The sequence below is a fragment of the Streptomyces sp. I05A-00742 genome, assembly GCF_013055795.1.
GTDB lineage: Bacteria > Actinomycetota > Actinomycetes > Streptomycetales > Streptomycetaceae > Streptomyces.
On sequence record NZ_JABETO010000005.1, the window covers coordinates 194,742 to 220,366 of the forward strand.

Below are 25,625 nucleotides of genomic sequence, written 5' to 3' on the forward strand. Positions count from 1 at the left end.
CGCGGAGCGCGGTTTCGGGGGTGCGGGGGCCGACCCCCGCAAGAAACGGTGAAATGGGGGTACCCCCTCTGGGGGAGGGGCAGGGGCACCCCTCACCCCGTCCCCGTGGACGCCTCCCCGCCCTCGACGCCCTCCGCCTGATCGCCGCCCTGATGGTCGCCCTCTACCACTACGGCGGCCGCGGCGGCGAGATAACCAAGGCGTGGGGATCGTCCCCACGCCACCAGTTCCCCCACCTCTCCACCGCGTTCGCCTATGGCTGCCTCGGCGTCCAACTCTTCTTCGTCATCAGCGGATTCGTCATCTGCATGAGCGGCTGGGGCCGCTCCCTGCGCGCCTTCACCGCCTCCCGCGCCGCCCGCCTCTACCCGGCCTACTGGGTGGCGGTCCTGCTGGTCACCGCCGTCTTCGCGCTGCCGTGGGTGCGGTACGCGCCGGTCTCCACCAGCGACGCCCTGGTCAACCTGACCATGCTCCAGCAACCGGTGGGCGCCGAGCGGGTGCTCGGGGTGTGCTGGACGCTCTGGGTGGAGCTGCGGTTCTACGCCCTCTTCGCACTCTTCGTCGTCCTGCCGGGGGCGACGCGGCACCGGGTGGTCCTCTTCTGCGCGGTGTGGACGCTCGCGTCGGTGCTCACCACGGCCGCGCACGCGGAGGCACTGGGCGTGCTGGTGATGCCGGAGCACTCGTCGTTCTTCATCGGCGGCATCGGTTTGTACCTCGTCCACCGGTACGGGCACTCACTGACGGCCTGGGGCATCGTCGCGATCAGCTTCCTGATCGGCCAGCACTACGCGGTGGCGGGACTGTGGCACCCGCCGGGGCCGCAGCACTTCTCGTACCGCTCCCAGGCCGTCATCATCGCCGTGCTCGCCGTCGGTTACGCGGCGGTCGCGGTGATCGCGACGGGCGGTGCCCGGCGGCTGTCCTGGCGGTGGCTGTCGTTCGCGGGCGCGCTGACGTACCCCTTCTACCTGGTCCACGAACACCTGGGGTGGGTCGTGGTGGAGGTGTTGCACCGGAGGCTGGGGATTCCGTCCTACGCCGTGCTCGGACTGACGGTGCTGCTGATGCTGGGCCTGGCGTGGCTGCTGCACGTGGGGGTGGAGCGGCGGTTGACGCCCCTGCTGCGGAGAGGACTCGACCCCGGCCCTACGGGCGACCGGCCGCCCGCCACGTCGCCTCGATCCCCGTGATGATCGCGGCCAGCCCCGCCTCGAACCCGGCGTCCGGGTCGCCGAAGAGCTCCGCCCCGGCGGCGGCGGTGACGGGGAAGTCCGCCAGGCGCTCGGTGCGTTCGTCGAGGTCGATCCCCTTGACGCCCTGGTCGGGATACCCGGCCGCCGACTGCTCCTCGATGACGTAGCCGATCGTGAAGCAGTACGAGGTGTAGAACGCGCGGGCCGCGGCGCGGGGCGTGAAGCCGGCCCGCACGAGGGAGGCGAGGTACCGCTCCATCGGGACGGCGTACGAGGTGTCGGTGAAGCGGGTGCCGCTGTAGACCTTCGCCCCGTCGCGGTAGGAGAGCAGCACGCGGCGCAGTGCGCGGTGGCTGCCGGCCAGCGTCTCCTGCCACGTCGCGTCTTCGGTCTTCCCCGCCTCCTCCATGGCGGTCATCCGGCGCAGCATCTCCGTGGCCATGGCGTCGAGCAGGTCCTGCTTGTTCTTGAAGTGCCAGTAGAGCGCCGGCGCCTGGACGTCGAGCTCCTTGCCGATGCGGCGCAGCGTCAGCCCGTCCAGGCCGACGTCGTTCAGCACCTCCAGGGCGGTGCTCACCACTTGCTCACGATCCAGTCGACTTCCCACCTTGACAGCTTAACGCCGTTCAGCTGATCCTTAACACTGTTAAATTGAACGCCGTTAAGGGAGGAAGTTCCCTATGTCCGTCATGCCTTCTTCCGGCTCGGCCCTCGAAGCCGGGGTGCTCGTCGTCGGAGCCGGACCGACCGGCCTGGTCCTGGCCTGCGACCTCGCCCGGCAGGGCGTTCCGTTCCGGCTGGTCGACGCGGCGCCGCAGGGCTTCGCCGGGTCACGCGGCAAGGGCCTCCAGCCGCGCACGCTGGAGATCCTCGAAGACCTCGGCGTCGCCGGCCGCGCCCTGGCGTCCGGCGCGCCCCTGCCGCTCATGAGCTCCTGGCGGGACGGGGAGATGACCGCCGAGTGGGACATGATCACCCGCACCGGGCCGACGCCCGACGCGCCCTACGGCGAGCCGCTGATGCTGCCGCAGTGGCGCACCCAGGAGATCCTGCGGGAACGGCTCCGGGAGCTGGGCGGCCGGGTCGAGTTCGGCACCCGGCTGACCGCCGTGACGCAGGACGCCGACGGGGTGACGGCCCGGCTGGAGACCGCGGACGGCCCGGCGGCCGAGGTGCGGGCCGCCTGGCTCGTCGCCTCCGACGGCGGGCGCAGCACCGTGCGGTCCCTGCTGGGCACCCCGTTCACCGGCCACACCGTCGACCCCGATCCGATGCTGGTCGCCGATGTGCGGCTGGAGGGCCTGCCGCGCACGCACTGGCACACCTGGCGCGACCACCCGTCGGGCATGCTGGCGCTGTGCCCGCTCTCCGCGACGGACGCCTTCCAGCTCATCGCCGGCTTCGCGGCCGGGGAGCCCGACCCGTCGCCGGACGCCGTACGGGCGCTGATCGCGGAACGGACCGGGCTGACGGCCGGGGCGGTGGACTGGTCCTCGGTCTTCCGGGCCCGGGCGGCCATGGCCGAGCGGTTCCGCGAGGGCCGGGTGTTCCTCGCCGGGGACGCGGCGCACGTGCACTCCCCCGCCGGCGCCCAGGGGCTCAACACCGGCGTCCAGGACGCGTACAACCTCGGCTGGAAGCTGGGCCACGTCCTGCGGCACGGCGCGCCGGACGCGCTCCTCGACTCGTACCAGGCCGAGCGGCTGCCCGTCGCGGCCGAGGTGCTGGGGTTCAGCACCCGCATCCACCGGGGCACCGGCCAGGCGGGGTCGAAGCTGATGGGCCACCGGGGCCGGGAGGCCCACCAGCTCGACCTGCACTACCGGACCGGCCCCCTCAGCCGCGAGACCCGCACCGGCCTGCCCGAGGGCGCGCTGCGGGCGGGCGACCGGGCGCCGGACGCCCCTTGCGCGACGGACGGCGGGCAGCCGGTCCGCCTGTTCGACCTCTTCCGCGGGACGCACTTCACGCTGCTCGCGACGGGGTCCGCGGCGGACGCCCTGGAGGACGCGGCGGAGACGGCCGGGCCGCCGGTGCGGGCGCCGCGGGTGACCGACACCGAGGGGCACGTGGAACGCGCTTACGGCGACGGGCTGTTCGTGGTCCGGCCGGACGGGTACGTGGGGCTGGCGACGGAGGACGTCGCGGAGGTGCGGGAGTACGTGGCGGGGTTCGGGAAGGGGTGAACGGGGGCGCCCTTTGCCCTCCCGGCTCCGCCGCTCCTAGACCACCAGCGACAGCAGCATCACAAACCCCAGCCCCACCACTGAGATGATCGTCTCCATCACCGACCAGGTCTTGATCGTCTGCCCGACGTCCAGGCCGAAGTACTCCTTCACCATCCAGAAGCCCGCGTCGTTCACATGGCTGAAGAACAGCGAGCCGGCGCCGACGGACAGGACGAGGAGGGCGGTGTGCCCGGTGCTCATATCGGCGGCGAGGGGGGCCACCAGCCCGGCGGCCGAGATGGTCGCCACGGTGGCGGACCCGGTCGCGAGCCGGATGCCGACCGCGATCAGCCAGGCCAGGAGCAGGGCGGAGACCGACCAGTCCTTGGAGAAGTCGAGGATCATCCGGCCGACGCCGACGTCGATCAGCGTCTGCTTGAACCCGCCGCCCGCGCCGACGATCAGCAGGATCCCGGCGATCGGCACGAGGGACTTCTCGACGGTCCCGGCCAGCCGGTCGCGGCCGAAGCCCGCGGCCCGGCCGAGGGTCACCATGCCGACGAGGACGGCGGCGAGCAGCGCGATCAGCGGCGAGCCGATGACGTCCGCGACCCGCTGGACATGGTCCTTCGGGTCGTCCACGACGACGTCGACGAGCGCCTTGACCAGCATCAGCACCACCGGCAGCAGGACGGTGGCCACGGTGACGCCGAAGCCGGGACGGCGTTCCAGGTCCTCGGACGGACGCTGGGGCACCAGCTTCTCGGGCGGCGCGACGTCGACCCAGCGGGCGGCGAAGCGGGAGAACAGCGGCCCGGCGATCACGGCGGTCGGCACGGCGATCAGCACACCGAGCGCCAGGGTCACCCCGAGGTCGGCCCCGATGGCGTCGATCGCGGCCAGCGGCCCGGGGTGCGGCGGGACGAGACCGTGCATCACGGAGAGCCCGGCCAGGGCGGGGATGCCGATGCGCATCAGTGAGTGCCCGCCGCGCTTGGCCACCAGCAGCACCACGGGGATCAGCAGCACGATCCCCACCTCGAAGAACAGCGGCAGACCGATGACGCCCGCGATGAGGACGACGGCCCAGGGCATCCCCCGGCCGCCCGCGCGGGCCAGGATCGTGTCCACGATCTGGTCGGCGCCGCCGGAGTCGGCCAGCAGCTTGCCGAGTATCGCGCCGAGGGCGATGAGGACGCCGACCCCGGCGACCGTCGACCCCAGACCGGTGCTGAAACTCGCGATCGCCTTGTCCAGCGGGGCTCCCGCGGCGGCGCCCAGGACCAGCGACCCGATCGTCAGGGCCAGGAAGGCGTGCAGCTTGAGGCGGGTGATGAGGAGGACGATGACGGCGATGCCGGCGAGGACGGCGATGCCCAGCTGTGCGTGGCCCGCCGAGGTGATCGGTTCGGCGGGGGCCGCGGCCAGCATCTCGACGCTGAGAGTGCTCACGGGGCTTCCTTGGGGTGGGTCGGGGCGCGGCGGGGCCGCGGAAGGGGGAAGAGCGGGGGGGCGCGCCGGGTCAGAGCCGGAGCAGTGCGGCGGTGGCCCGGTCGGCGATGACAGCCGCCTCGGGCGCGACGTCCACGGCGACGCCCGCCTCGTCCGCGTCGAGCGGTTCGAGGGTCGCGAACTGCGAGTCGAGGAGCCTGGTCGTCATGAAGTGCCCCTTGCGGGCGGCCATCCGGCCGGCGATCAGCTCGCGGTCCCCGGTGAGGTGCAGGAAGACGACGCCGGGCGCGGCGGCCCGGAGCCGGTCGCGGTACGCGCGCTTGAGCGCGGAGCAGCTGACCACCCCGCCGCGGCCGGACCGGTCGCGCGCCCACTCGCCGATCGCGTCGAGCCAGGGGGCCCGGTCGGCGTCGTCCAGCGGTACGCCGGACGACATCTTCGCGATGTTGGCGGGCGGGTGGAAGTCGTCGCCCTCGGCGTAGGGGACGCCGAGCGCGGCCGCCACCAGGGGGCCCACCGTGGTCTTGCCCGTACCGGCGACGCCCATCACCACGACGACCGGGGGGACGGCCGGGGGCGTGGGGGCGTCGGACGCCCCGTCACCGGGGACGGCTCCGCTGTCGGCGGCGGTCATGTGCACCTCACTGTCTCCCGGCGTCTTCCTCGGCGCCGGGCTGCCGTCCACTGAAACCCATGAAGTACGACGTATTCAAGCCTCTGTGACCCAAACGTCATACTTAATCTCCCTCGCCCCGGCCCCGTACGCTGATCCCATGGCAAACCAGGGGCAGGGACTGCACGCGCGTGTGCTGGAGTCCCTTGGGCCCGCGATCACGGCGGGCGCATACCCGCCGGGGAGCGTGCTGCGCACGGACGAGCTGGAGGAGCGCTTCGAGGTCTCGCGCACGGTGATCCGCGAGGTGATACGCGTCCTGGAGTCCATGCACCTGGTCAGCTCGCGGCGCCGCGTCGGCGTGACCGTGCTGCCGACGGAGGAGTGGAACGTCTACGACCCGCAGGTCATCCGCTGGCGGCTGGCCGGCCCGGACCGCCCCCGCCAGCTGCGGTCGCTGACCGTCCTGCGCTCGGCGGTGGAACCCGTCGCGGCGGGCCTCGCCGCCCGCCTGGCGACCCCGGAGCAGTGCGCCGAACTCACCGAGCACGCGCTCGGTATGGTCGCCACCTCACGGGGCCAGCAACTGGACGCCTACCTGCTGCACGACATCGCGTTCCACCGCGTGGTCCTGCGCGCCTCGGGCAACGAGATGTTCGCCCGCCTCGGCGACGTCGTCGCCGAGGTCCTCAGCGGCCGCACCCGGCACCAGGTGATGTTCACCGATCCCGACCCGGCGGCGGTGACGCTCCATGTGCAGGTCGCCGAGGCCGTCCGGCTCCACGACGCGGAGCGCGCGGAGGCCCTGACGCGGGAGATCGCGACGGGGGCGATGGCCGAACTGGACATCCTGGTGCCCTAGAACGGTCGTCGAGGCGGCGGCGCGAACGGTCGTCGAAGCGGCGGCGCGGGGCCCCGGCACTGCCGGGCAGCGGCGCCGCCGCCGACGTCACCCTCCGTCCGCGCCGCTCCACCCCGCCTTGCGGCCGACGAACCGGACGAGGGAGCGCGCGGCCCCCCACAGGATGAGCACCAGGCCGGCGACGGGGAGGGCGAGCAACAGGATCTGGAGGCAGGCCGACGTCATGCCGAGGACCTGGTTGCCGGACGCGCCCGCGTTCTCGATCAGCAGCCGGGCCTGCTGCCAGTCGGACACCAGCAGTTGCGGCAGATTGAGGACAAGGATGCCGAGCTGGAGCAGGAGGACGGGAATCAGGAACAGCACCCAGAACGCCACCACGATCTGGGGCCACCGCTTGAGGGCCTTGAGCCGGTCGTCCTTCGGGCGTCGGAGCACGACGCGCCGGAGAATGGGCCCGATGTATTTGAAGAGATCGGGAATGCCGATCAGGTCGGCGACGATGTAATAGCCGTCGAACCGCAGTGTGGGAAGCAGCTGTTGGACGATTTCCAGGTTGACGGAGAGGATCGCCACCAGGAGGGGCTGGAATCCCGTCGCGACGTACAGCCCCAGCAGACCGAGGACGAACAGCGCGTTGAAGTAGACGCCGCCCAGGTCGGCCCGGATGCGTCCGGCCCGGCCCAGCCGGTAGGAATTGGTGATGTCGGTGTAGAAGGCCGGCCAGACGAGATAGATGCCGCATCCCATGGCTCCGGGCCGCACACCTCCGTACCGGCATGCCGCGCCGTGGCCCCATTCATGGAAGACGCACGAGGCGATGGCCAGGAAGACCACGAACAGAATGCTGCCCGGGGAGGAAAGCACCGCCTGCAGCGCGATTCCGGTCTCCTGGGTCGTCCACAGCCATGCCTCGCCCACGACGAAGGCGCAGACCGAGAAAAGAATCAGAAGCGGGTGGAACAGCCACGCGAAGAGTCCGGAGACGAACCAGGTGATGTGCTCCGGCAGCACCGCGAGCCGGAACCGGAAGGCGAGGAAAGGGTCGTTCCTGCGGGCCGGCGGGGGCGGGGAGCCGTCGCTGTAGGTGGTGAGGGAGAGGGGGGCGAGTTTCTGGTCGATGAGGTAGGCGATGTGCTCCTCGGTGAACTGCCGTCCCGTTTCCCGGCTCAGCTCGGCGGCGACCCGCGCCATGACGGGTTCGTCCTTCCGCACGCTCTTCGGCGCGCCGTCCGGCCGGGGCCCGTCCCGGCGTTCCCCGCTCGGCCCGTTCGCCCCGTCCAGAGCCCGCACGACCTGGTACAGCAGGCCGGGGAGCCGCACCAGCTGTCCGTCGGGGCGGCAGACCAGCTGGGGCGGGTCGCGGTAGCCGGACCCCTCGAACTCGCCGACGAGCTCGATGCCGGTCACCAGCCGGGGCTGCCCGACCGCCCGGGCGTCCGGGGCCGGTCCCTGTCCCGGCGTCGGACGCTCTCCTGGCGTCGGACGCTGTCCCGGTGTCGTTCCCTGTCCCGGTGTCGGCCCGGCCTCGCCGGCGCCCGGAGCGAAGGGCAGGGTCATGGACGCTCTCCGTGAAGTGGCGGGCCTTCGGGGGCGGACGGGCTGTGGTGGCGGGTGGCGCGGCACAGCGGGGAAGGACCGAGGGCTCGCGGCCCTTCCCCACCGAGCGGGTGCGGTGTTCCGCTACCGGGTCGGTGACGCGTACCGGTACCGGATCAGTGGCGCGTGCGGGTCAGTGGCTCGAAATGGCCGCGGGGGTGCAGGTCAGGCTGCTGGTCGGGTTCTGGGAACCCAGTCCGAGCGAGCCGAAGAGGCCCGGGGTCCCCGGCCGGTCGATGGACTGGCAGGCCGAGAGGGCCGTGGTGCCGTGGTCGCCCGGGGCGACGACGTTCCCGCCCGCGTTCGCCGCCGAGCTGCTGGCGGCGCTGCCGGCACCGGCACCGCCGTCGCCGGGGCCGAACGGGGTGGCCATGATGCCCATGACGGTGCGCTCGGGCAGCACTTCGCCCGTGACCCCGGCGAGTTCCTCGAAGCTGATGACGTTGTCCATTCCATTCCCTTTCTCTGGACGTGCTGCGGACGTGCTGCGACGTTCTGGGATGTGCTGGATGCCCTCGGACGTTCCGGGCGCCCTGAATACGCCCTGGAATATCCGCACTCGCTGGGCTTCCGCACCCGGCCGCCGACCGACGGAGCCGGGCGCGCCATCCCCGGCCGGACGTCCACCGGGGATGAGTCCTTGGATTTCTCTGCGTGGCCGCGGTCATGGCAGGGAAAATGGGCACACCGGATCGCCGCACCGCGTGCCATGACGCTGCCGACGGCAGGGGAAAGAGCCTTCTCTTCGCTACGTGGTCGCTACGCAGTCGCTACGTGATCAGATACGCGGTCGGTGAGGAGGAACGGCAATCAATGAGTGGTCATTCCGGCGGGAATACACGTAATGGTGTGGCCAGGAGTACTGGGCGCCAGCCCCAGCGCCGCCAGGAGACCGGGGCTTCCGGCGTCCTGTCTGTATTGGCAGGCGTACATGACGGTCGTCCCGTGATCCGACCGCACCAGCATGGGATACAACGACTGATCCGGGTTCGCCGCGGCAAGGGTGGACAGCACGGTCCGCGGCGGGAGTTCCTCACCGCGGAGTCCGGCGAGCTCTTGTATGGTCACGGCGGTTCTCATCGTCATTCCCTCCCTCTGGACGGCACCCTCACGTCCGGCACCGCCACGGACCGCCCGGCACGCGTGGCCCACTTCGGACTCGCCATCCCCCAGGAGGCTAGCGCCGGATACGTGTCCAGGGCAGGGCATCACTCGACGTCTCACTCGTACGGGGAATCGCGGCATGTCGGGCGAAATCCTGGGCAATAATGGTGACTTGCGGGGGTAGCTCCCTCTTGTCATTGCCTGTACCAAGTGCAAAAACCTTCCGCCACAACAGCGTTCGGGCTCACACTCGGAACGGGCCAGGTGAACGCCCGCTACGCCGCGGCCTCGTCGACGTTCCCGATCCCCTCGGGCCGGCGTTCGAACCACCGTTCGGCGTCCTCCAGTTGCGCCGCGAGGGAGACGAGCAGCGGCTCGCCGTCCGACGGGCCCAGCAGCTGCGAGCCGAGCGGCAGCCCGTCCGCAGTGAACCCCGCGGGCACGTTCATGGCGGGCCAGCCCAGGACGTTCCACGGCCAGGCGTACGGGCACGCCGTGATCATCACCGAGTTCGTCTCCCGGCCGGAGAGCCCGTCCAGCGCGCCGACGGGCAGCGGCGGCGCGGCCGTGGTGGGCGTGAGCAGCACGTCGTACCGGCCGAACAGCTCGCCCATCCTGCTCCTCAGCGGGCCTTCCGCCGCGCGCGCCGCACGCAGCACCGCGCCCCCGAACAGCAGTCCGCCGCGCGCGTTGAGATGCGTCCGCCCGTCCAGCAGCCGGCGCTCGGGGACCCGGCGGGCCCACTCGCGCACCCCGGACATCGACCGCGGCACGAAGGTCAGGCCCACCGGGCCGAACCGGGGCTCCTCGGCGACCACTTCGTGGCCCAGTGCCTCCAGCCGCCGGGCCGTCCGGAGGGTCGCCGCCCGCACCTCCGGATGGAGGCGGTGGTGGACCGCCGCGAACGCCGGCCGCAGCGACAGGGCGATCCGCAGCCGCCGCGGGGGCCGCGCCAGGGCGGCCACGAGGTCGACCGCGGCCGGCCGGTGCAGGTCGCCGGTGTGCGAACCGCTCACGGCGGCCAGCAGCAGCGCCGCGTCCGTGACCGTGCGCGCCAGCACCCCGCCGCACGTCAGCCCCCGGAACGCCTCGCGCTCCGGCCACGCGGAGATCCGTCCCCGCTGGGGCTTGATGCCCACCAGGTGCGTCCAGGCGGCCGGGATGCGCACCGACCCGGCGCCGTCCGAGCCCAGCGCCGCCGGCACGATCCCGGCGGCGACGGCCGCCGCCGAGCCGCCGGACGAGCCGCCGGGCGTACGGGCCGTGTTCCACGGGTTCCGGGTCACGCCGAACGCCGGTCCCTCGGTCACCGGCCACTGCCCCAGCTCGGGCGTGTTGGTCTTCCCGACGATCACCGCCCCGGCGGCGCGGAGCCTGCGCACGGCCTCGCTGTCGGTCCGTTTCGCCGGGAAGTCACCGGGGCATCCGAAGGCGGTCGGCAGTCCGGCCACGTCCATGTCGTCCTTGACCGCCAGGGGCACTCCGAGCAGCGTTCCCCGCTCCCCCGCCCGCAGCCGCCGGTCGGCCTCGTCGGCGTCCCGCAGGGCGTCCCCGTCCCGTACCCACCGGAAGGCGTTCAGCGTCCCCTGCGTCGCGTCGATCCGCCGCAGGGCCTCCTGGGCCAGCCCCCGCGCGGAGACCCGGCCTTCGCCCAGCTCCCGTGCCATCCGGACGAGCTCGCTCGCCCGCTCCCCGGTCATGGACTCCACCATCGGAACCCCCTTCACCACACGGCCGCACTCACGGTAGGCACGGACCCGGCCGGAGCACGAGCCCGCGGGGGCGGAGAGATGCGCCACATCGGGCCCCGGCGGCTCCCCTGGTGACCGCGCCTTCCAAAATCCCTCGCCCCGTCGCCCACTTCACCGATACGTTGCATAGCCCACCTACCACTCCTTCCCCTCGGACCACCACCATGACCAGCCGCCCCGACCTCCCCACCACGACCCTCTGGCGCCCCACCGGGCCCCAAGAGCTCGCCCTGGTCGAGGAGCTGGAGTGGCGCGCCTGGCCTCCCCGTCTCCCCGAGCAGCCGATCTTCTACCCGGTGCTCAACGAGGACTACGCGATCAGGATCGCCCGCGACTGGAACGTCCGGTTCGACGGCGTCGGCCACGTCACCCGCTTCGAGGTCGACACGGAATTCCTCACCCGCTATCCGGTCCGGCAAGCGGGCGGCAGCACCATCCTCGAACTGTGGGTACCGGCCGGGGAACTCGACGAACTCAACGCCCACATCGTCGGTCCCATCGAAGTCGTCCACACCTTTCGCGGCGCATGACGCGCATTCACCGCGCCGAGGGCGCCGTCGTCGGGTCGGCCGTGGGTGACGCGCTGGGCGCCCCCTTCGAATTCGGCCCGGCCGGGATGTTCTCCGCCCGCTTTCCCGGGGGCTCCCGGACGGCGGACCTGTGCGCGGGCGGAGGCTGGGACGCCGGGGAGGCCACCGACGACACGCAAATGGCCGTTCTGGTCGCCGAATCGCTTCTCGAACGGGGCCGGCTCGACCTCCCCGACGTCTTCGGCCGATTTCAGCGCTGGGCCCGCTCCGAGCCCAAGGACATCGGGCTCCAGACCGAGGACGTTCTCACCAACGGCAAGCCGTGGGACGAGGCCGCCGCCGCTCATCGCGCCGTGAACCTCCGGGCCGCGGGAAACGGTGCGCTGATGCGTGCCACACCGTCCGCCGTGTGGTTCGCGCGCTCGGGGCGGGCGGCCACCATGGACGGCGCCCGGCGCATCGCCGCTCTCACGCACGGTGATCCCGCCGCGGGTGAAGGCACGGCAGTCTTCCATGAATTGATACGGGTCGCGCTCTCGGGAGGCGACCCTCTCGGCGCCCTTCCCGGCATTCTGGAGGCCGTCGACCCGATGCACCGGCCACGTTATGCCGCCGTACTCGCACCCGGCTGGCAGCCCGGTGACGCGACCGAGTTCAACGGTGCCGTGTGGCCCTGCCTCGGCTCCGCTGTCTGGGCCCTGCGGACCACTTCGTCCTTCGCCGACGCCGTGTGCGCGGCCGTCGACCTGGGCGGGGACACGGACACCGTCGCGGCGGTGACCGGCGGGCTCGCCGGGGCCGTGTACGGGGTCGGTGCGATACCCGCGCGCTGGACCGAACGCCTGCACGTCCCGCTGCCGGGTTCCGGCGGCCGGATCCTGGATGCGGACGACCTTCTCGCGCTGGCACGGTGTCTCGACGACGGCCCGAACGGGGTTCGTCCGTAAGGGGAACAGAGCCGCGCTGACGTGCTCTTCCGCACTGTTGTCCCCCACAAGTGCGGGGCCGGGTCGAACAGTTACCCGAGGGGTACCCCCCTCTCGATTCGGGGGGTTTCCCCGATGTCCCCGCGGGCGCCGATCGACAACTCTGGTCCGTATGACACCTCGTGCCCGCTCGGGCCTCCTCGTCGCCCTGTCCGTCTCCGCCGTCGCCGCCACCCTTTCCGCCGCGCCCGCCCAGGCCGCCGCGTCATCCGTTCCGGAACTCCGCTGGAAACCCTGCGCCCAGGAGGGCGGGCCGGCCGGGCAGGAGTGTGCCGAGCTCTCCGTGCCGCTCGACTACCGGGATCCGGACGGGCCGCGGACGCGGCTCGGGGTGTCGCGGGTGCTCAGTGACCGGCCCGAGGCCAGGCGGGGCACGCTGATCGTCATCGCCGGGGGGCCCGGCAGCTCGGGGGTGCAGCGGCTCGCGTCGAAGGGGAAGGCGCTGCAGAGGGAGATGCGGGGTGCGTACGACCTCGTCACGCTGGACCCGCGGGGTCTCGGCGCGGGCGAGCGCACCGGGTGCGGGCTGAGCGACGAGGACCGGGACCTCGTCAACCTCCGGCCGTGGCCAGGGGCCGACGGTGACATCTCGGACAGCGTGCGCCGCGCCCGGCGCATCGCCGACGCCTGCGCCCGCAACGGCGGTCCACTGCTGCGCAGCATGAGCACGGCCAACGAGGTGCGCGACATCGACAGCTTCCGGAAGGCGCTGGGCGAGGAGAAGCTGTCCGCCTGGGGCATGTCGTACGGCACCTACGTCGCCGCGCAGTACGCGCAGAAGTTCCCCGGCCGCACCGACCGTTGGGTGCTCGACAGCAGCGGCGACCCCGATCCGAAGCGGGTGGCGCGCGGCTGGTCGGCGAACATGGCGCGCGGCATGGAGGAGCGGTTCCCCGACTTCGCCCGGTGGGCCGCCGACCCCGCCCGGGAGAAGGACGGCCCGGAGGGCGAGGGCGGGATCCGTCTGGCGCGGCGCCCCGAGGACGTACGGCCGATGGTCCTCGCCCTGGCGGAGCGGCTGGACCGTCACCCGAAGCCGACCACCACGCCGGGCAAGCCGCTGACCGGCAACCGGCTGCGGCAGGCGCTGCAGATGGCGATGTGGGGCGACGCGGCCTTCCCCGACACCGCGCGGCTGGTCAAGACGGCCCGTGCGCCGCGCTCGACGCCGGTCCTGCCGCCCGCGCTGGCCAATCCCGTGCCCGAGCACGAGGCGGCCGTGACAGTCGGCACCGTGTGCAACGACGTCCGGTGGCCGCGTTCCATACCGGCGGTCGCCCGCGCCGTGGCGGCCGACCGGGCCCGGTACCCGCTGACCGCGGGCATGCCGGTCGGTGTCTTCCCCTGCGCCTTCTGGAAGTCGGCCCCCGCCGACGAGCCCGCCCGGATCACCTCCGACGGGCCGTCGAACATCCTGATGATCCAGAACCGGCGGGATCCCTCGACACCGTACTTCGGCGGGCTGAAGATGAGGGAGGCGCTGGGGCAGCGGGCCCGGCTGATATCGGTGGACCGCGGCGGCCACGGTGTGTACCTGGGCAACGGGAACGCGTGCGGGGACCGGAAGGTCACCGACTTCCTCGTCACCGGACAGCGGCCCGGAGAGGATGTGGCCTGCCCCCGGTAGTCACGCCGGGGCCGGCGCGGGCAGTCGTCCGGTCCGCTCCCGCCCTGACCCGCCCCGCCCGCCCCGGGGGTCAGAACAGCTGCCCCTGACCCTCCATCGGTGGCTCCTCCGGGTCGAACAGCCGGGGCTCGGTCGCCAGGAGGGGCGCCGAGCGGCGTGAGCCGGGACAGGAGATGAACTCGAAGGAGATCCGCCGGCCGGGCGGGTCGTGGCGGGCGTAGCGGCCGCCCACGACGGCGATCTCGCGGGAGCAGACGGGGCAGGTGCGGCGGGGTGCGGACATCGGTCCAGTGTCGCAAATCCACCGGTCGGGGAGGGGGCGGTCAGAAACTCTCGGTGGGCACGTGGGAGCCCCAGACCTCGCGGAGCGCCCCGCAGACCTCGCCCACCGTGGCGCGGGCGCGCAGGGCCTCCTTCATCGGGGGGAGGACGTTCTCCGTCGTCCCGGAGGCGGCCTTCCGCAGCCGGGCGAGGGCGGTGTCCACCGCTCGCGGGTCGCGGGCCGCGCGCAGTGCGGCGAGGCGTTCGCACTGGCGGGCCTCGATGGCGGGGTCGACGCGGAGGGGTTCGTACGGCTCCTCCTCGTCGAGCCGGAAGCGGTTGACGCCGACGACCACGCGCTCGCCGTCGTCCGTCTCCCGGGCGATGCGGTAGGCGTTGCGCTCGATCTCCTCCTTCTGGAAGCCGCGCTCGATGGCGGCCACCGCGCCGCCCATGTCCTCGACGCGGTCCATGAGGTCGAGGGCGGCCCGTTCCAGGTCGTCGGTGAGGGATTCCACGGCGTACGAGCCGGCGAACGGGTCGACGGTCGCGGTCACGTCCGTCTCGTGGGCCAGGACCTGTTGGGTGCGCAGGGCGAGGCGGGCGGCCTTGTCGGTGGGGAGGGCGATGGCCTCGTCGTAGGAGTTGGTGTGCAGGGACTGGGTGCCGCCGAGCACGGCGGCGAGGGCCTGCACGGTCACCCGCACCAGGTTGATCTCGGGCTGTTGCGCGGTGAGTTGGACTCCGGCCGTCTGGGTGTGGAAGCGCAGCGTCTGCGACCGGGGGTTGCGGGCGCCGAACCGGTCGCGCATCACTCCGGCCCAGATCCGGCGGGCGGCACGGAATTTGGCGATCTCTTCGAGGAGGGTGGTCCGGGAGACGAAGAAGAAGGAGAGCCGGGGGGCGAAGTCGTCGACCTCCATCCCCGCGGCGACGGCGGTGCGGACGTACTCGATGCCGTTCGTGAGTGTGAAGGCGATCTCCTGCGCGGGTGAGGCCCCGGCCTCGGCCATGTGGTAGCCGGAGATGGAGATGGTGTTCCACTTGGGGATCTCGGTACTGCAGTAGCGGAAGATGTCGGAGGTGAGGCGGAGGGTCGGGGCGGGCGGGAAGATATACGTGCCCCGCGCGATGTACTCCTTGAGGACGTCGTTCTGGACGGTGCCGGTCAGCCGGGCGGCGGGGATGCCCTGTTCCTCGCCGACGATCTGGTACATGAGCAGCAGCAGGGCGGCCGGCGCGTTGATGGTCATCGAGGTGGAGACCTGGTCCAGGGGGATGCCGTCGAAGAGGACGCGCATGTCCTCGACGGAGTCCACCGCGACGCCCACCTTGCCGACCTCGCCGTGGGCGGCGGGCGCGTCCGAGTCGTGGCCCATCTGGGTGGGCAGGTCGAAGGCGACGGAGAGGCCGTGGCCGCCGTGGACGATGAGCTGCCGGTAGCGGGCGTTGGACTCGGTGGCGGTGCCGAAGCCGGCGTACTGCCGCATGGTCCAGGGCCGCCCGGTGTACATGGTCGGGTGGGCGCCGCGGGTGAAGGGGTACGCGCCGGGCTCGCCGAGCCTGGCGCCGGGGTCCCAGCCGTCGAGGGCCGCGGGCCCGTAGACCGGCTGGACGCCGAGGCCCGACTCGGTGGTCCTGGTGGCTTCCGGCTGCTGCTCCTGCTCCTGTGCCATGGGCTGACGCCTCCCGCTGCCCTCGTTCCGGGAACCGGACTGTAGCGACGGCCGGGCGGCACTGTCAGGGGACGCGCAGGCCCGGTCGCGCACCGGGGGCACGGTGGGAAGCGCGGGCAGGGCCGGGGGGACGTACCCCGCCCGCGCTGTGCGCGGAGCCTGCGGCATGGGGGGAACTGCGGCTCCCGCGCGGCCGATGACCAGTCGGCCCACTTCCTACAGCGTCACGGTGCCGGAAAGCGTCACACCCGCTGTCGCACCGGGCGTTCCGGCCGAGGCCGGGCCCGGTGTCGTACCCGGACCTCCCGGATGCCGGCGGCCCACGACCGGTGGGGTCGACGCGGGGCGTCCGTGCGCCCGGTCGTCCCTGCCCCGCCCGTCGTCCTCGTCCTCGTCGCGGTCACCGTCCTCGCCCCGGCCGCCTCCGTCGCCATGACCGTCGCCTCCGCCGTGGCCGCCGGGCCGCCCGCCCCCGCCGTGGCCGCCGGGCCGCCCGTGCCCGCCGTCGTCGTCCTCGCTGCCGTCGTCCCCGTCCTCGTCCTCGCCGCTCTCGTCCTCGTCCTCGTCACTCTCGCCACCGTCACCGCCCCCGCCCCCGTGCTCGTGGTCACGCACGAGCCGGGTGCAGAGGGCACGCACGCCGGACGGGCCGCCGGCGTGGCGTTCGAGGGTGCGTACGGCGTCCTCGTCGGCCTGCTCCCGCCACTTCCCCTGTGCGAGGTAGTCGCGGCACATCCCGACGGCCCACACGAGGTCCCCGTCGGACTCCCCGTGGTACGGGGACGCCGTCTCCTCCCCGGAGTCGTCACCGGCGCCGGACGAGGCCGAAGGGCCGCCGCCCGGGCGGGACTTACCGGCGCCGGGCGGCGTACCGGGGCCGGTGGTGGCGGGCGGGGACGGGTGCGCGCCCGGGCCGTCCCCGGTGCGGCCGTCGCCCGTGCGCCCGTCGCGGGGGCGGCCGGACGGGCCGCCGAAGGGGCTGGGGCCGTTGGCGCCCGGGCCGCTGCCGCTGACCGTTCCCGCCCGGTCGCCGACCGCCGCCGGTTCATGGCCCGCGCCGTCGAAGGGGGCGGGCAGGACGACGACGCCGGAGGCGACGGCGACGCCGCTCAGCGCGCACGCGGCCAGGGCCGCCACCAGGGCGGCTCTGACAGGGCGGCGCGGCAGGGACCGCGGCCCGGACCGTCCACGCCGTCCGTCCTTTCCCCCCGGTCCGCCCCGCACGTCTCCCCCGCCAGGGGTGCCAGGACGACCGGGCACCCGCTCCTCCGCCGTCCCGGCGGCGGCCGGGCCGTCCACCACGGACCCCTGCGGCACCTCCCCCGGCGGCCCGGCGGACGGGGACGGGACGACGTCCGCCGCCTTCAATTCCTCGCCCGCCGAAGCCCGTTCGCCCGCCCGGGAGCCGGCGGTGCGCGCCGCGCGGAAGGCGGCGAGGGCCGCGTCCTCGCCCGGAAGGGGGCGGTCGGGCGCCGGCGAGGGGGCGGCGAGGCCGTGCAGCACGGCCAGCACGGCGTCCACCCGCCGGGGGTCGGGGCCCCGGCCGGTGCCGGGCCGCGCGGCGCCGGTTTCCGGTGCGCAGGCGGCGCAGGAGGCGAGCGCCGTGCCGTCCAACCGGTCGTCGTGGTCCAACCAGTCGTGCTCGTGGTCGTCCGCCATCACATGTCCTTCTGCGTCCGCGCACGCAATCGCGTCACACCGCGAGAAGTACCCGTGCCGGTGGGTGACCTGCGCTGTCCGGGGATGCTGTCCAGCCCCGGCTGCCCGTTCACCCCGGTCCCTCCGGTCGTGCCCGTTCCTGTCATCAGTTCGGCGAGCCTGCGCAGCCCGCGGTGTGCCGCCGTGCGCACGGCGCCGGGGCGTTTGCCCAGGACGTCCGCGGCGGTCGCGGCGTCGAGGCCGACGACCACGCGGAGGACGACGGCCTCGGCCTGGTCCTGCGGGAGCCGGGCGATGAGCGCGAGCGCGCGCCCCGTGCCCAGCGCCTCCAGGGCCTCCCCCGCGGTGTCCGCGTCCCCGGCGCGCCCGGCCAGTTCGCTGTCGTCGCCGCCGATCACCGGGCGGCGGCCGCGCATCCGTATGTGGTCGAGCGCACGGTTGCGGGCGATGCGCGCCGCCCAGCCGCGGAAGCGGTCCGCGTCCCCCGTGAACCGGTCGATGTCGCGCGCTATCTGGAGCCATGCCTCGGACGCCACGTCCTCCGCGTCGGTGTCGCCGACGAGCGTCCGTACATACCCCAGCAGCCGGGGCTGGACGGACCGGTAGACGGCGCGGAAGGCCGTCTCGTCCCCGCCCTGCGCCGCGCGCACCGCGACGGTCAGCTCAGCGTCATCCCCCTGCACACCCACATCCTGCACCACTTGCAGAACTCTTGAATCAGTAACTCGCAGGTCCACCGTTGTAAGGGTTCGGCGCGGGACCCCCGGCACCGTGTTGCGGACCGTACGGCGCCCCGTACGAAGGACCGTACGGCCCGGCCGGCGGTACGGGCAACGGGCCCTGCCCGGAAGGCGGATACGGCGCGTACGGCCCCGGGGCCTGATACCCTCCGGGCGCCGCGAAGGGACCAGGAGCCGCGTAGGGTCCGGGCGCCGCGTAAGGACCGGGGTACGGCGCGGCATACGGGCCGGGGGCCGGAGGAGCGTCGTACACCAGGCCGTCCAGGGCACGTTCTTCCTGCATCCTTGTCAACTGCCGTACCACCAGCAGCGCGAGGGCACCCGCGGCAGCACACATCAGATAACCGAAGGCGCTCATTCCGGCGAACAGTTTCAACTGCCGGACATCGTCCTCCCAGTCGCCGAACCGCCCCTGCCGGAGGTGGCGGCGCATCATCGCCTCCGCCGTCGCGTAGCCGAACGCGCCCATGGCACTGAGGGCGCCGGCCACCAGCCCGCACACCCACCACGCGTTCAACAGCCCCTTGCGCACGCCCTGCGGACCGGCGGGCGCGGAGGCGCGGTAGATGTCGTTGGCGATCTGCTTGGGGAACCAGAGGTTGGCCACGGGCGTGAACCACGCGCCCGCCGCCCAGCCGCTCCCGAAGCGGTGCGTGCCGGGCGCGAGCACCTCGGCGTTGAGCCGCGCCCGCCGGAACCAGACCGCCCACAACACGAGCGTGCCCAGCCCCAGCACGGCCGCCACCAGCGAGACGGAGGCGTAGAACGTGTCCGCGTCGTTCGCCCGGTCCGCCGTCGCGTCCGAGAGGTCGGCCGCCCCCTCGTCCAGGACGTCGCCGAGTACGCCGCGCTGCTGGAACCGGGCCGCCGCGAGCAGCAGCACGGCCAGCAGGCTCAGCGTCAGGAGGGCGGTGAGCGAGACCCGCACCCCGCGCCGCAGATCCATGCCGGCGAGCGGGACGGCCCCGGACGGCGGCCCCGACGGCGGCCCGGAGGCGCCCGGGTACGCAGGACCGCCCGTGAACGGCGGCGCGCCCGGCTGCCAGGCCCCGGGCGGCGCCGCGGGCATGGGCGGCACCGGCGGCGGCCCCTGCGGCGGGCGAGGAGGCGCGGCCGGAGCCGCCGCCGCTTCCTGCTGCCGGTCCCCGCACGCCGCGCAACGGCCGTCCGGGCCCACGGCGTTGGCGCGGCATCGACCGCACGGATACATCTCTTCGGACCCCCACAGAACGCCGGACGGACACCGGCCGGAACAGTCCGGAACCGGTCNCGCACGCCGCGCAACGGCCGTCCGGGCCCACGGCGTTGGCGCGGCATCGACCGCACGGATACATCTCTTCGGACCCCCACAGAACGCCGGACGGACACCGGCCGGAACAGTCCGGAACCGGTCGGAACACTGTCTCAGGACACCGGTCCGGCCGGCGGGCCGACCCCGGCGGACCGTCAGGTACGCACCGGGCGGCGCGGCCCCCGCACGTTACGGGCACGGAACCGGTCCCGTCCAGAAGTACGCCCGCCGGCGGCCCTCGCGCGCGGTGTGACGAATTCCCGCCCTCCGGCGCTGAAGGAAGTGCGTGCCTCACCAGGGTTCGCAGCGGATGGCGGCCGTGGCCTCTCCTGTGGGGGGTGGCGGCCCCGGCCGTCGTCCGTCCTCCGGGCCGGGACCGGTCCCGCCCTCGATGCCGAGGCGGGCGAGCAGGTCACGGAAGAGGTTCTCCACCCGCGGCACCGGCTCCGCGGCCAGTACGGCGGCGAGTTCGGCCGCGTCGGCCGCGTACCCGGCCTCGGCGGCCCACGCGGAGCAGTGGGCGGCGGCGGAGCGGGGATCGGGGAAGAGTTCGTCGAGGGCCAGACCGGTCTCGGCCATGTAGGCCGCGAGCGCCCTGCGCCCCAGACACGCCGACCAGGGGGCTCCTCCGGGCCCGGCGCCGCTGACGACCGCGCAGTCGCTCTCCATCACCGACGCGGCCAGGGCCGGGGCGCCCGTCTCGTCCGCGAGGGCGCGGACCAGCGCGTCGAGGTCGCCGAGTTCGGGCTGGTGCGGGTGGAGCCACAGCTGCCACCCGCCGTGGAAGGCCCGGGCGGGCCGCAGGTGGCAACGGCTCCCCCGCAGGACCGGGCACTCGGCGAGTGCCCGGTCACGACGGCCGACGAGTAAGTAACCCCAATAGCCCATCGCGCACTCCTCTTCTCGCCCCGGCCCGTACGGCCCGGCTTCGGGAGGTACAGCGCGACGGCCGCCCGGAGTGTCACACCACGGGCGCGGTCACTCGTCCTCGGTGATGTCCTTGACCGAGATCGTGAGGTCGTTGGTCACCGTGAAGAACGGCCGCAGCCGCACCCCGTCCCGGTCCGCCGCCGGGAAGGTGTCGATGCCCTTGCGGTCCGCGAAGTCCCCGGTCAGCCGGCCGAGGCGGATCGGCGCGGCCCCGGCGCCGGGACGCACCGACAGGTCCCACAGGTCCTGCTCGGCCCCCCGGCGCCGCCACAGGGGCCCGTGCGGGATCCGGCCCGTGCCGCCCTCCAGGGGCGCGCGGACGTCACCGGCCTCGCCGTCGCCGCCGCGCAGCCGGGCGATGAGCTCGGCGCCGTCGCGGAGTTCGGTGCCGTGGGCGGCCACGGTGAGGGTGACGGCGTCGTCGTCCATCCGGACCTCGGTGGCCTCGGCGTGCTCGGCCCGCAGCCAGGTGCGGACGGCGAGGAAGCCGTCGCTGGTCCCGTACGGGACCCAGGAGACGACCCCGGCCGGGCCTGCCGCGAGCTCCAGCCCGAGCAGCGCCTTCTGCTCGACGAGGACGGCGGTCAGCCGGCGGCGGGACTTGTCGCCCTTGCGCTCGGCGTACGTGTCCCAGCGGCCCTCCGGCAGCGTGTGCCCCGCGCGCTCGACCCGCGCCTCGGCCCAGGCGGCACCGGCGCGCCGCTGGAGGGGGACGCGGACGGACTCCTTGCCCTTGCTGCCGCGGTGGCGGAGCAGCAGGTGGGTGTCGTCGGCGGTGAGCTGGTCGGCACGCAGCCGGAAGAGGAGGGAGCCGTCGGCCCCGACGGCGCAGCGCGCCTCGGGGTGGGCGGCCTCGGCGGACGAGGAGGCCGCGGGGGCGCTCTGCTGCTTGCGGCCGCCGCCGAAGAGGCCGCGGAGGAGGCCGCCCTTCTTCTTCTCGGCCGTGGAGCCGGGGCGCAGCTCCTCGAAGAGCTCTTCGTAGCGCCGGGCGATGGCCTCGGGCTCGTACCGGTGGGCGGCGGCGCGGGCCGCCGCGCCCAGCCGGGAGCGGAGTCCGGCGTCGCCGGTGATCTTGAGGAGGGCTTCGGCGTAGGCGTCGACGCTGCCCGCCTCGTCCTGGGGGGCGAGCGGGACGAGGACGCCGTCGGTGCCGTCGGTGAGGATCTCGCGCGGCCCGTAGGGGCAGTCGGTGGCGATGACGGGCAGGCCGGCGTGCATGGCCTCGACGATCGTCATGCCGAAGGACTCGGCGTCGGAGGCGACGGCGGCCACGGCGCCCTTGGCCCACTCGGTCTCGATGGGCGAGCGGGCTCCCATGAGGGTGATCCGCTCGTAGAGGCCGAGTTCCTCGATCTGGCGGCGCAGCTTGGCCTTGGACGTGCCGCGTCCGTAGATGCGCAGCTGCCAGTCGGGGCGCTCGTCGGCGATCTTCGCGAAGGCGTTGATGAGCCGGTCGTAGCGTTTGACGCCGACGAGCCGGCCGGCCGAGACGATGATCTTCGAGGTGCCGTCGGAGGGTTCGGCGTCCGGGGCCGGGACCGCGTTGGGGACGGACAGCACCTGGGCGCGGCGGTCGGCGGGCAGGGCCTCGCGGTAGTGCCCGGCGTCGGCCTCGGAGACGGTGACGAAGGCGTCGAGCGCGGCGATCGCCGGGTCCATGACGGCGTGCAGCTCGGGGACATGGGCCTCGTGGGTGAGGTGTTCCTGGCCCAGCCGCAGATAGCGGTCGCCGCCGTACCGCGCGAGGTAGCCGATGAGCTTGGGGCGGGTGGCGATGACGACGTCCGCGTCGGTGGCCGCGAGGTGGGCGGCGACGCGCTGGTCGGTGAGGGCCGTGGCGGCCATCCGGCCGTTGTCGATCCGCTCGTCCCGGAAGATCTCGCTGGGCCGGCCGTTGAGCGGCGTCCCGTACTCGTCGCCCTCGGTGCCCTCGCGCAGGTCGACCAGCGGGGTCAGGCGCACGCGCGGGTCGATCGTGAGCTCGGGTTCGTCCACGGGGCGGTTGACGCTGATGATGCGGACCTCGTGCCGGTCGGCGAGGGCCGTGGCGAGGTTGACGGTAGAACGGATGGTTCCGCCGATGCCGTACGCATTGTGCAGCAGGAATTCGATCTTCATCGGGCCCTCGTTCAGGTGCGATGGGCGCGCGGGCGCGCACTTCCGCCGTGGACAGCTGCGCCGCGCACCGGCCGGTGCCTTCCGGATGGACAACGACCGGGCGCCGCGCATGGTTCAACCCCGGAGGCTAGCCCGCTTTGGGGACGCGTGGGGAGCGCCGGTTCCCATGGCCCGGCAAACCGGTCAAAAGGCTGTTCGGTACGGGCGTTCAGCCGCCGCGCACCTTGCTGTGCAGCGCGGTGAACTCCTGCCACGGAAGCTGCGGCGGGCGGGGGTCCCACAGCCGCTGCGACACGGCGGCCAGCGGCAGCCGGATTCCGTTTGCCACCTGGTCGGGGGTCTGGGCGTCGGGGTGGTCGCACCAGACGGCGAACCGGCCGCCCGGCACCCGGTCGGGCCCGGCCGAGCCCGCCGCCACCGGGGTGGTCCCGCGCAGCACGGAGGGTGACCAGTCGCGGTAGATGAGCTCGCCGGTGGGGTAGCGGAACTCGTTCGGTTCCCCCAGCACGTAGTAGAGGTACTGGTCGTTGAGGTTGACGACCGTACGTCCCTCGTTCAGGTATTCCTGCGGCTCCCTGGCCCCGAGCTCGCGGCCCGTCCAGTATTCGACCTCGATGCCCTGGTCCGCGGCGACGAGACCGCCGCGGAAGAAGCCGTCGTTCCACGCCTTCGGCTTCTTGCCGAGGGAGCGCACGACCGCGGCCCGGTCGTTGAGCCAGGCGGCGGCCAGGTCCTGCACCCGGCCCTGCGAACCGTAGCGCTGCCGGGCCAGCTGGGCGAGGTGGGGGTAGGAGCCCTGCGGGTCCCTGGCCATCAGGGCCCGGTACTCGTCGCTGCCGAGGTGCCAGTACGGGCCGGGGAAGAGGGGGGTGAACTCGCGCAGCAGGTCGTCCACGATGCGGGCCGCGCCCGGCAGGGAGACGTCGACGGCGCCCCGGGACGCGACGCCGGTGGCGTCCCTCAGCTGGAGGTCGGGGTGGGCCTTGAGGACGGCGCCGAGGTGGCCCGGCGAGTCGATCTCGGGGATCACGGTGATGTGCAGCGACCCGGCGAGGGCGACGATGCGCCGGACCTCGTCCTTGGTGAGGTGCTCCGGCGAGACGATCTCCGGGTGGGTGGAGCTCTCGATGCGGAAGCCCTGGTCGTCGGAGAAGTGCAGGCCGAGCTGGTTGAGCTTGAGGTCGGCCATCTCGCGCAGCCGGGCCTCGATCCACTCGGCGGTGAAGTGCTTGCGGGCGATGTCGAGGTGCAGCCCGCGCTGGGACCGGTCGGGCGCGTCGGACACGACGCCCTCCGGGAGCCCGCCGCCGGAGCGGACGGCCTGGACGACGGTGCGGGTCCCGTAGAAGGCGCCGGCCTCGGCGGGCGCGGTGACCAGCACCCTGCCCTCCCGGGTGGTCAGCTCGTAGCTCTCGGGGCCGCCGCGCTGGCCGGGGCGGAGGGCCAGTTCGATGTCGCCGGCGCGGGCGGGCCCGGGGGCGATGGTGATCCTCAGCTCACCGGCCAGCAGCCGCGCCTCGTCGGCGAGCGGTCCCGCCGGGTCGGTGACGACGCGTGCGCCGGGCGTCGGCCGCCAGCCCGGGCCGCCGCGGGCGGTGAAGGAGCGGACGGCCGGTACGGTGCGCGGAATCCCGGTGACGGGAGACGCCGGGGTGACGGCGGGAGGCGCCGGCGCCTGGGTGGAGCGCGCGTCGTCCCGGGCGCTGCTCGGGTCGGACGGCGCGGATCCGCCGTCGTGGGCGCAGCCGGCCACCGTCAGGGCGGCGAGAAGCGCGAGGGGGACGGCGACCGCGACACCGACGGCGCCGACCGGGCCCCTCCGTCGGGCGGAACGGGTGATTCTGACAGGCAGTCCCATGGAGCAAAACCTCCCAATTGCGGAAAAGATAGTTCTTTCCACTACCGACACCCTCGAATGCCCGCCCGAAAACTCTCCCTTATGGGTGAATTTCCGACCGTCAACCGGGGCCATTCGGCTATCACTCGGCCCCCATGCGGCTCACGCGCGCCGCCACCGACCCGTACATGCCAGTTTGATCACACCTGCCTGACCCCGCGCGACCGAACCGACAAGGCGTCGCTACGATGGCCAGGGCCGGTGGACCGTACCCGGCCGGGCCCGACCGACAGTGCAGTCTTCCTTGGGTAGAAGCTGGCGGCAGCCCCCGATCCCCGCTCCCGGAGGGTTTTCCGTGCCGGCTGGAACGCTGTACCGCGGCCGGGAAGGCATGTGGTCGTGGGTGGCTCACCGAGTCACCGGCGTCCTCATTTTCTTCTTCCTGTTCGTGCACGTCCTGGACACCGCTCTCGTCCGCGTCTCCCCGGAGGCGTACGACGACGTCGTCGCGACGTACAAGACACCCGTCGTCAACGTGATGGAGTACGGCCTCGTCGCCGCCATCCTCTTCCACGCGCTCAACGGCCTCCGCGTCATCGCGGTGGACTTCTGGTCCAAGGGCCCGCGGTACCAGAAGCAGATGCTGTGGACCGTCGTCGGCGTCTGGGTCGTACTGATGGCCGGCGCCTTCTACCCCGTGCTCAGCCACACGCTGCACACGCTGTTCGGGAGCTGACGCTAGACATGTCCGCTGAAACCACCCCCGCGTCCGCCGAGGGCGTCTCGCTCTACGACGTCGACAACCCGGCCCCGGTCATCGAGGCGCCGCGCAAGCGCACCAAGAAGACGCCGAAGTCGACGCGCACCAACTTCGAGCTGTACGGCTGGCTGTTCATGCGGCTGTCCGGCATCGTGCTGGTCGTCCTGGTCCTGGGCCACCTCCTGATCCAGCTGGTGCTGGACGGCGGTGTCACCAAGATCGGCTTCGCCTTCGTGGCCGGCCGCTGGGCCTCGCCGTTCTGGCAGGCGTGGGACCTGATCATGCTGTGGCTCGCGATGCTGCACGGCGCCAACGGCCTGCGCACGGTCATCAACGACTACGCGGAGCGGGACAACACCCGCTTCTGGCTGAAGATGCTGCTGTACACCGCCACGGTGTTCACCGTCCTGCTGGGCACGCTGGTGATCTTCACCTTCGACCCGAACATCCGCTAGAGCCGGGGCT

The 25,625-nt window shown here is 73.2% G+C and carries 22 protein-coding genes; 8 read left to right on the plus strand and 14 right to left on the minus strand.

Going from position 1 to position 25,625, the window contains the following annotated elements; translation table 11 throughout:
* The first annotated feature begins 53 nt into the window (after positions 1 to 53).
* On the plus strand, positions 54 to 1,196 hold the full coding sequence (locus tag HN013_RS07095; RefSeq protein ID WP_171164143.1) for an acyltransferase: 1,143 nt from the start codon (positions 54 to 56) through the stop codon (positions 1,194 to 1,196).
* On the opposite strand, the gene HN013_RS07100 is transcribed toward HN013_RS07095, so the two are convergent.
* Positions 1,153 to 1,779: a TetR/AcrR family transcriptional regulator C-terminal domain-containing protein gene (locus tag HN013_RS07100; protein WP_171164145.1), complete on the minus strand. Its 627-nt coding sequence runs from the start codon at positions 1,777 to 1,779 to the stop codon at positions 1,153 to 1,155. The two genes, HN013_RS07095 and HN013_RS07100, sit on opposite strands and share 44 nt — an antisense overlap.
* A 100-nt stretch (positions 1,780 to 1,879) precedes the next feature.
* On the opposite strand from HN013_RS07100, the gene HN013_RS07105 reads away from it, so the two are divergent.
* The gene (locus HN013_RS07105; protein WP_249374799.1) at positions 1,880 to 3,385 is read left to right on the plus strand and encodes an FAD-dependent monooxygenase; all 1,506 of its coding nucleotides are present in this window, start codon (positions 1,880 to 1,882) and stop codon (positions 3,383 to 3,385) included.
* A 36-nt stretch (positions 3,386 to 3,421) separates the two neighbouring features.
* Here HN013_RS07105 and HN013_RS07110 read toward each other — a convergent pair whose 3' ends face one another.
* Positions 3,422 to 4,819, minus strand: a complete 1,398-nt coding sequence (locus HN013_RS07110) for a GntP family permease (RefSeq protein ID WP_171164147.1) — start codon at positions 4,817 to 4,819, stop codon at positions 3,422 to 3,424.
* Positions 4,820 to 4,889: 70 nt separating this feature from the next.
* Positions 4,890 to 5,366: a gluconokinase gene (locus tag HN013_RS07115; RefSeq protein ID WP_171164382.1), complete on the minus strand. Its 477-nt coding sequence runs from the start codon at positions 5,364 to 5,366 to the stop codon at positions 4,890 to 4,892.
* A gap of 226 nt (positions 5,367 to 5,592) precedes the next feature.
* Between HN013_RS07115 and HN013_RS07120 the strand changes: the two genes are divergently transcribed.
* On the plus strand, positions 5,593 to 6,294 hold the full coding sequence (locus tag HN013_RS07120) for a FadR/GntR family transcriptional regulator (protein ID WP_171164149.1): 702 nt from the start codon (positions 5,593 to 5,595) through the stop codon (positions 6,292 to 6,294).
* Positions 6,295 to 6,381: 87 nt separating this feature from the next.
* Here HN013_RS07120 and HN013_RS07125 read toward each other — a convergent pair whose 3' ends face one another.
* The 3 genes from HN013_RS07125 to HN013_RS07135 form a co-directional block, all read right to left on the minus strand.
* A complete protein-coding gene (locus HN013_RS07125; RefSeq protein WP_171164151.1) occupies positions 6,382 to 7,851 on the minus strand; it encodes a hypothetical protein in 1,470 nt (489 codons plus the stop codon).
* 172 nt (positions 7,852 to 8,023) lie between these two features.
* On the minus strand, positions 8,024 to 8,341 hold the full coding sequence (locus HN013_RS07130; RefSeq protein ID WP_171164153.1) for a hypothetical protein: 318 nt from the start codon (positions 8,339 to 8,341) through the stop codon (positions 8,024 to 8,026).
* Between the two features lie 928 nt (positions 8,342 to 9,269).
* On the minus strand, positions 9,270 to 10,694 hold the full coding sequence (locus HN013_RS07135; protein ID WP_171164384.1) for an amidase: 1,425 nt from the start codon (positions 10,692 to 10,694) through the stop codon (positions 9,270 to 9,272).
* A 215-nt stretch (positions 10,695 to 10,909) separates the two neighbouring features.
* Here HN013_RS07135 and HN013_RS07140 point away from each other — a divergent pair, with 215 nt between their 5' ends.
* The 3 genes from HN013_RS07140 (at position 10,910) to HN013_RS07150 (ending at position 13,888) form a co-directional block, all read left to right on the plus strand.
* On the plus strand, positions 10,910 to 11,275 hold the full coding sequence (locus HN013_RS07140; RefSeq protein WP_171164155.1) for an ADP-ribosylation/crystallin J1: 366 nt from the start codon (positions 10,910 to 10,912) through the stop codon (positions 11,273 to 11,275).
* Positions 11,272 to 12,222 (plus strand): ADP-ribosylglycohydrolase family protein, encoded by a 951-nt coding sequence (locus HN013_RS07145; protein ID WP_171164157.1) that lies wholly within the window; start codon positions 11,272 to 11,274, stop codon positions 12,220 to 12,222. The genes HN013_RS07140 and HN013_RS07145 overlap by 4 nt, the downstream gene beginning before the upstream one ends.
* Positions 12,223 to 12,373: 151 nt before the next feature.
* A complete protein-coding gene (locus HN013_RS07150; RefSeq protein ID WP_171164159.1) occupies positions 12,374 to 13,888 on the plus strand; it encodes an alpha/beta hydrolase in 1,515 nt (504 codons plus the stop codon).
* 70 nt (positions 13,889 to 13,958) lie between these two features.
* Here HN013_RS07150 and HN013_RS07155 read toward each other — a convergent pair whose 3' ends face one another.
* From HN013_RS07155 to HN013_RS07190, 8 genes are all read right to left on the minus strand, one after another.
* Positions 13,959 to 14,171 (minus strand): hypothetical protein, encoded by a 213-nt coding sequence (locus tag HN013_RS07155; protein ID WP_171164161.1) that lies wholly within the window; start codon positions 14,169 to 14,171, stop codon positions 13,959 to 13,961.
* Between the two features lie 40 nt (positions 14,172 to 14,211).
* Positions 14,212 to 15,825 (minus strand): methylmalonyl-CoA mutase, encoded by a 1,614-nt coding sequence (locus HN013_RS07160; RefSeq protein ID WP_171164163.1) that lies wholly within the window; start codon positions 15,823 to 15,825, stop codon positions 14,212 to 14,214.
* Positions 15,826 to 16,041: 216 nt separating this feature from the next.
* A complete protein-coding gene (locus HN013_RS07165) occupies positions 16,042 to 17,484 on the minus strand; it encodes a hypothetical protein (protein ID WP_171164165.1) in 1,443 nt (480 codons plus the stop codon).
* The gene (locus tag HN013_RS07170) at positions 17,484 to 18,167 is read right to left on the minus strand and encodes an RNA polymerase sigma factor (RefSeq protein ID WP_171164386.1); all 684 of its coding nucleotides are present in this window, start codon (positions 18,165 to 18,167) and stop codon (positions 17,484 to 17,486) included. The genes HN013_RS07165 and HN013_RS07170 overlap by 1 nt, the downstream gene beginning before the upstream one ends.
* Positions 18,168 to 18,201: 34 nt before the next feature.
* A complete protein-coding gene (locus HN013_RS07175) occupies positions 18,202 to 19,293 on the minus strand; it encodes a DUF4328 domain-containing protein (protein WP_171164167.1) in 1,092 nt (363 codons plus the stop codon).
* A 513-nt stretch (positions 19,294 to 19,806) separates the two neighbouring features.
* Positions 19,807 to 20,403 (minus strand): hypothetical protein, encoded by a 597-nt coding sequence (locus HN013_RS07180; RefSeq protein WP_212764047.1) that lies wholly within the window; start codon positions 20,401 to 20,403, stop codon positions 19,807 to 19,809.
* A gap of 90 nt (positions 20,404 to 20,493) precedes the next feature.
* Positions 20,494 to 22,563: a glycosyltransferase gene (locus HN013_RS07185; protein WP_171164169.1), complete on the minus strand. Its 2,070-nt coding sequence runs from the start codon at positions 22,561 to 22,563 to the stop codon at positions 20,494 to 20,496.
* A 208-nt stretch (positions 22,564 to 22,771) separates the two neighbouring features.
* Positions 22,772 to 24,421, minus strand: a complete 1,650-nt coding sequence (locus HN013_RS07190) for a glycoside hydrolase family 20 protein (RefSeq protein ID WP_171164171.1) — start codon at positions 24,419 to 24,421, stop codon at positions 22,772 to 22,774.
* A gap of 334 nt (positions 24,422 to 24,755) precedes the next feature.
* Between HN013_RS07190 and sdhC the strand changes: the two genes are divergently transcribed.
* Both sdhC and HN013_RS07200 read left to right on the plus strand, forming a co-directional pair.
* Positions 24,756 to 25,136 (plus strand): succinate dehydrogenase, cytochrome b556 subunit, encoded by a 381-nt coding sequence (gene sdhC, locus HN013_RS07195; RefSeq protein WP_171164173.1) that lies wholly within the window; start codon positions 24,756 to 24,758, stop codon positions 25,134 to 25,136.
* An 8-nt stretch (positions 25,137 to 25,144) separates the two neighbouring features.
* Complete coding sequence (locus tag HN013_RS07200; RefSeq protein WP_171164175.1) at positions 25,145 to 25,615, plus strand: succinate dehydrogenase hydrophobic membrane anchor subunit; 471 nt, start codon at positions 25,145 to 25,147, stop codon at positions 25,613 to 25,615.
* Positions 25,616 to 25,625: the final 10 nt, after the last annotated feature.

What these genes read in the sequence shown, in the direction of transcription:
- HN013_RS07145 (WP_171164157.1), top strand. Translation starts at nt 11,272, where the DNA reads ATGACGCGCATTCACCGCGCCGAGGGCGCCGTCGTCGGGTCGGCCGTG.
- HN013_RS07190 (WP_171164171.1), bottom strand. Translation starts at nt 24,421, where the DNA reads ATGGGACTGCCTGTCAGAATCACCCGTTCCGCCCGACGGAGGGGCCCG.
- HN013_RS07150 (WP_171164159.1), top strand. Translation starts at nt 12,374, where the DNA reads ATGACACCTCGTGCCCGCTCGGGCCTCCTCGTCGCCCTGTCCGTCTCC.
- HN013_RS07165 (WP_171164165.1), bottom strand. Translation starts at nt 17,484, where the DNA reads ATGGCGGACGACCACGAGCACGACTGGTTGGACCACGACGACCGGTTG.
- HN013_RS07185 (WP_171164169.1), bottom strand. Translation starts at nt 22,563, where the DNA reads ATGAAGATCGAATTCCTGCTGCACAATGCGTACGGCATCGGCGGAACC.
- HN013_RS07155 (WP_171164161.1), bottom strand. Translation starts at nt 14,171, where the DNA reads ATGTCCGCACCCCGCCGCACCTGCCCCGTCTGCTCCCGCGAGATCGCC.
- HN013_RS07175 (WP_171164167.1), bottom strand. Translation starts at nt 19,293, where the DNA reads ATGCCCGCGGCGCCGCCCGGGGCCTGGCAGCCGGGCGCGCCGCCGTTC.
- HN013_RS07140 (WP_171164155.1), top strand. Translation starts at nt 10,910, where the DNA reads ATGACCAGCCGCCCCGACCTCCCCACCACGACCCTCTGGCGCCCCACC.
- HN013_RS07200 (WP_171164175.1), top strand. Translation starts at nt 25,145, where the DNA reads ATGTCCGCTGAAACCACCCCCGCGTCCGCCGAGGGCGTCTCGCTCTAC.
- HN013_RS07160 (WP_171164163.1), bottom strand. Translation starts at nt 15,825, where the DNA reads ATGGCACAGGAGCAGGAGCAGCAGCCGGAAGCCACCAGGACCACCGAG.
- HN013_RS07115 (WP_171164382.1), bottom strand. Translation starts at nt 5,366, where the DNA reads ATGGGCGTCGCCGGTACGGGCAAGACCACGGTGGGCCCCCTGGTGGCG.
- HN013_RS07095 (WP_171164143.1), top strand. Translation starts at nt 54, where the DNA reads ATGGGGGTACCCCCTCTGGGGGAGGGGCAGGGGCACCCCTCACCCCGT.
- HN013_RS07180 (WP_212764047.1), bottom strand. Translation starts at nt 20,403, where the DNA reads ATGGGCTATTGGGGTTACTTACTCGTCGGCCGTCGTGACCGGGCACTC.
- HN013_RS07125 (WP_171164151.1), bottom strand. Translation starts at nt 7,851, where the DNA reads ATGACCCTGCCCTTCGCTCCGGGCGCCGGCGAGGCCGGGCCGACACCG.
- HN013_RS07120 (WP_171164149.1), top strand. Translation starts at nt 5,593, where the DNA reads ATGGCAAACCAGGGGCAGGGACTGCACGCGCGTGTGCTGGAGTCCCTT.
- HN013_RS07130 (WP_171164153.1), bottom strand. Translation starts at nt 8,341, where the DNA reads ATGGACAACGTCATCAGCTTCGAGGAACTCGCCGGGGTCACGGGCGAA.
- HN013_RS07105 (WP_249374799.1), top strand. Translation starts at nt 1,880, where the DNA reads ATGTCCGTCATGCCTTCTTCCGGCTCGGCCCTCGAAGCCGGGGTGCTC.
- HN013_RS07135 (WP_171164384.1), bottom strand. Translation starts at nt 10,694, where the DNA reads ATGACCGGGGAGCGGGCGAGCGAGCTCGTCCGGATGGCACGGGAGCTG.